Source organism: Neisseria sp. P0021.S005, from assembly GCF_051956955.1.
Genome location: NZ_JBQCWY010000448.1, coordinates 1 through 2,548, shown reverse-complemented (window position 1 = coordinate 2,548; position 2,548 = coordinate 1). Strand labels below are relative to the sequence as shown.

Sequence of the window (2,548 nt, the reverse complement as noted above, 5' to 3'; positions counted from 1 at the left end):
TGCCGCTGGCCGCCGCCATCTGCACCGTTGCCGTACTCGGTTTGGCCGGCATTCCCGTCAGCCTGTTTGCCATGTTCGGCCTGCTTTTAGTATCCGCCATCGGCGTGGACTATGCCGTCTATGCCGCCACTGCACATCACAGCGCGCCGGCAAAATTAGGCGGTATGCTGCTTGCCGCAGCGACGACAGCCATTTCCTTTGCCCTGCTCGCCATCAGCAGCACGCCCGCTGTTGCCGCGTTCGGCATGACGGTTACCATCGGCGTGGCATTCAATATTTGGCTGGCAGGCACATTATTGAAAAATTAGACACAAGATGAAGACGATTGAAGTTGAAACGATATTTTTTTCAACTTCAATCGCCAAGTTGCAAAAGGCCGTCTGAAAAATTTTATATAGCAGTTTAAGCATTATTTAGCATTAAAATCAAAGGTATTTTCAAATACCCGTAGAATTCGACGTTGCCGTTATCGGCGCAGGCCCTTCAGGTTCGGTTGCTTCCGCTTTGCTGAACAAACAAGGCTTTAAAGTTTGCGTACTGGAAAAACAACATTTCCCGCGCTTTGTCATCAGCGAGAGCCTGCTGCCGCATTGGTGGGCGATTTGAAGGTAGAATAAGGACGAATGCCTTTCAGACGGCCTCGCCTGAAAACAGAACAGGCCGTCTGAAAATCTACCCTCATCATTAAATATTTTGACCGTTAGATAAAACCTTATGCGATTTATCCCTTTGCTTGCCGCACTGCTGCTTTCCGCATGCGCAACCTCGCTCCCTCATCCGCAAACGCTGCCGCCGCTTTCCAAAGAAGGCCAATGGTTCAAACTCGAGCAGACCAATGCGGCGGGGCAAACCGTTCAAACCAATCTCTTGGCAGTCGAGCCTCATTCAGACGGCATCCGCTTTGTCCAAACCGATGCACTGGGTGCGCCGGTATCGCGTCAATCGGTCAGCACCAAAGGCTGGAAAAACGACGGCTTTGTGATGCCCAATGCCACTTCGCGCCGACTGTTTGCCGCCTTGTTACCGCTTTTGGCCGCCGAACACGCCGCCACGCTTTACCCTGAAGCCCGCCAACAAAACGCCACCCATCAAGGCTTCTGCCCTGACGGCAAAGGCGCGGTATTCAGCTACCGCGAGCGTGATTTGTGGTGTGTTGCCCACCATTCCGAACAATTCCTTATCGGCTTCCCCGACCAAACTTTCTGGACGGTCAGCCCGATCGCAGAAGACTAATTCATGAATACTCCTGTTTATCTCAGCCGTCCGGCACTGACCAGCGCATTGGGCAGCGGCTTGCAAGTTCATGCCGATGCCTTACTCACGCCGTCTGAAAACACGCCCCTGACTTTTTCAGACCAATGGGTAAAAGGCAAAACGCATGCTTTCGGTGCAGTCAAAGAAACCCTGATGCCCCTGCCCGACAGCATCCCCGAAGCACACCGCAGCCGCAACAACCAGCTTATCCTGCACGCGCTTTCGCAAATAGACGAACTGATTCAGACGGCCATTGCCCGTTACGGCAAAGAAAGGGTCGCTGTCGTTACCGGTACGTCCACCAGTGGCGCAGACGAAAATATCCCTTTGTTCCAACACGTTGTCCAAGGCGGTGGATGGACGGATGTTCCGTTCAAACAGCTGCAACACACCATGGCTTCGCCCTCCGAATTTATCGCCCAAGTTTACGGTCTGGACGGCTTGCGCTATACCGTTTCCACCGCCTGCACTTCCGGCGCACGCGCCCTCATCAGTGCAGCCCGATTGCTTCGTGCCGGATTGTGTGATGCTGTGATTTGCGGCGGCGCGGATACGCTTTCTCCGCTGACGATCAATGGTTTTGCCTCTTTGGAAGTGCTTTCAGACGGCATTGCCAAGCCTTTTTCCGCCAACCGCAACGGCATCAATATCGGCGAAGCAGCCGCATTTTTCGTAATGACACGCGATGCCGATTTTGACGGCGAAATGCAGTTGCTCGGCTACGGCGCAAGCAGCGATGCCTACCATATGTCTTCGCCCCGCCCCGACGGTTTGGGTGCAGCCCAATCTTTTCAGGCCGCTTTGGATAAAGCCGGCTTGAAAGCGGAAGAGATCGGCTGGATCAATCTGCACGGCACCGGCACGCAGCACAACGACAGCATGGAAAGCCGAGCTGTTGCCGAAGTATTTGGCAGCCACACCCTTTGCACTTCAACCAAGCCGTCCACCGGTCATACCTTAGGCGCAGCTGGTGCGATCGAAGCCGCGTTTGCCTGGTTGATGGCCAACCACCAATACAATCCAGAAGGCAAACTGCCACCGCAACAATGGGACAACGTACCCGATTCCGAGCTGCCCAACATTGCTTTAACCGACGAAAACAGCCGCTGGCCGTCTGAAAAACGCATTGCCGCCAGCTCATCATTCGCTTTCGGCGGCAGCAATGCCGTTTTGATTATCGGATAAGTCCTTATATTTAGGCTGTCTTTTCAGACGGCCTTTTTCTTTTCCGCAACTTAAAAAACAATAACATCAAAACAACAACCAAATCCGCCGAAATATGCCATAATAGGCT

2 protein-coding genes and 2 pseudogenes are annotated in these 2,548 nt (G+C 53.3%); all 4 read left to right on the top strand.

Annotated elements, in window-relative coordinates:
- Nucleotides 1-308: pseudogene (locus tag ACTHUE_RS15400) on the top strand (MMPL family transporter); the annotation flags it as partial.
- A 133-nt stretch (nt 309-441) separates the two neighbouring features.
- A pseudogene (locus ACTHUE_RS15395) lies at nt 442-591 on the top strand (NAD(P)/FAD-dependent oxidoreductase); the annotation flags it as partial.
- 123 nt (nt 592-714) lie between these two features.
- Nucleotides 715-1,233: a hypothetical protein gene (locus ACTHUE_RS15390; protein ID WP_070850689.1), complete on the top strand. Its 519-nt coding sequence runs from the start codon at nt 715-717 to the stop codon at nt 1,231-1,233.
- A gap of 3 nt (nt 1,234-1,236) precedes the next feature.
- Entirely contained in the window at nt 1,237-2,439 is a 1,203-nt protein-coding gene (locus ACTHUE_RS15385) for a beta-ketoacyl-ACP synthase (RefSeq protein WP_219088767.1), read from the top strand.
- Nucleotides 2,440-2,548 lie beyond the last annotated feature (109 nt).